Annotated in this window: 2 protein-coding genes; both read right to left on the bottom strand. The window is 74.3% G+C overall.

Features of this window, described 5'->3' with window-relative positions; all coding sequences use genetic code 11:
• Positions 1-143: 143 nt before the first annotated feature.
• Positions 144-1,649: a glutamate synthase subunit beta gene (locus KBX39_RS30015; protein WP_069089048.1), complete on the bottom strand. Its 1,506-nt coding sequence runs from the start codon at positions 1,647-1,649 to the stop codon at positions 144-146.
• Positions 1,642-1,945, bottom strand: a 304-nt coding sequence (locus KBX39_RS30020) for a hypothetical protein (protein WP_210873769.1), incomplete at its 5' end; no start/stop codon positions are given. The genes KBX39_RS30015 and KBX39_RS30020, both read right to left, overlap by 8 nt.

The raw sequence follows: 1,945 nt of genomic DNA on the forward strand, positions 1-1,945 counted from the left end.
CGGGTACAACGTCATCAGAAGGCCCTCGGTATGGAAACGGTTGGCTCGACACCACCGGACCTACCGAGGGCCTTCCCTCACCTCAACCCGACACGCCGCCGCACCCCAAATCTCAAACACTCACTAAGAGGGGGCCCTTCCTTTCACCTGGCGGCGAGCGGCTGGCGGGCCGGGTCGACCGGGGCGGGCAGGTCGCCCACCCCGCCCAGGTACGTGTGGATCGCCGCCGCGGCGGCGCGTCCCTCGGCGATCGCCCAGACGATCAGCGACGCGCCCCGGTGCATGTCACCGGCGACGAAGACGCCGTCGGTGGCCTGCCAGTCCGGGCGGGAGTCGATCGCGCCCCGGCCGTTGCGGGTCACCCCGAACTGCGCCAGCAGCGGCTGCTCCTCGGTGCCCTCGAAGCCGATGGCGAGCAGCACCAGGTCGGCCGGGATCTCGCGCTCGGAGCCGGGCAGCGCGGTGACGATGCGGCGACCGTCCACCTTCTCCACTGTCACCTCGGCGATCCGGACCGCGCGGACCTGGCCGGTGCCGTCGTCCACGAACTCCTGCACGGCGACGGCGAAGACCCGCTCGCCGCCCTCCTCGTGCGCCGGGTAGTTGCGCAGCACCCACGGCCAGGTCGGCCACGGGTCCCGCGCCGCGTCCCGCTCGGCCGGCGGCTCCGGGTAGAGGTCGAGCTGGTGTACGCCGGCCGCGCCCTGCCGGTGCGCCACGCCGAGGCAGTCGGCGGCGGTGTCGCCACCACCGATGATCACCACGTGCTTGCCGGCGGCGTCGATCGGCGTACCGTCGGGCAGCGTCGCGGGGGCGGGCTTCCCGTCCCCGGCGGCGGCCACCACCCGGTTCGCGGCGACCAGGTGCGCCATCGCCTGGTGCACGCCGCGCAGCGCCCGGCCGGGCGTCTCCGGGGTGTCCCGGCCCTGCAACGCGCCGCAGGCAAGCAGCACCGCGTCGTGCTCGGCGCGCAACTGCTCGGCGGTCACGTCGACGCCGACCTCGACGCCGGTGCGGAACCGCACGCCCTCGGCGGTGAGCTGGGCCAGCCGCTTGTCGATGTGCTGCTTCTCCAGCTTGAAGTCGGGGATGCCGTAGCGGAGCAGGCCGCCGATCGCGTCGTCGCGCTCGTACACGGTGACCGTGTGACCGGCGCGGGCGAGCTGCTGCGCGGCGGCCAGCCCGGCCGGGCCGGAGCCGACCACGGCCACCGACCGGCCGGTGGACACGGACGCGGGCCGGGGCCGCAGGCCGTCGCGGGCCACCGCCGCGTCGGCGATCTCCACCTCGACCTGCTTGATGGTGACCGGCTGCTGGCCGCCCAGGCCGAGCACGCAGGCCGCCTCGCACGGCGCCGGGCAGAGCCGGCCGGTGAACTCGGGGAAGTTGTTGGTGGCGTGCAGCGAGTCCACCGCCGCGTCCCAGTTGCCGGTGCGGACCAGGTCGTTCCAGTCCGGGATGCGGTTGCCCAGCGGGCAGCCGTCGTGGCAGAACGGGATGCCGCAGTCCATGCACCGGGTGGCCTGCTCGCGGATCAGCTCCTCACCGGCCGGCGGGTACACCTCCCGCCAGTCGGAGATCCGCACCGGCACCGGACGGCGGGCCGGCAGCCGCCGGTCGTAGCGCAGGAAACCGTTCGGGTCAGGCACGAGCCACCTCCTGGGCGACCGCCCGGGGCGCGGGCGGTACCGGCGCGGGCGAGAGGGCGCTCATCACCGCGTCGTCGACGTCTCGGCCGGCGGCTTCGGCGGCCCGCATGATCTCCATGACCCGGCGGTAGTCCCGGGGCACCACCGCGGTGAACTCCTCCACCGCCTGCGGCCAGCGCTTGAGCAGGTCCTCGGCGACCGCCGAGTCCGTCTCGGCGAAGTGCCGCTGGACCAGCTCGTGCAGCCGGTCGCGTTCCTCGTCGCGCAGCGACGACAGGGCGACCAGCTCGGTGTTG

The organism is Micromonospora sp. D75 (assembly GCF_018070405.1).
GTDB lineage: Bacteria > Actinomycetota > Actinomycetes > Mycobacteriales > Micromonosporaceae > Micromonospora > Micromonospora chalcea.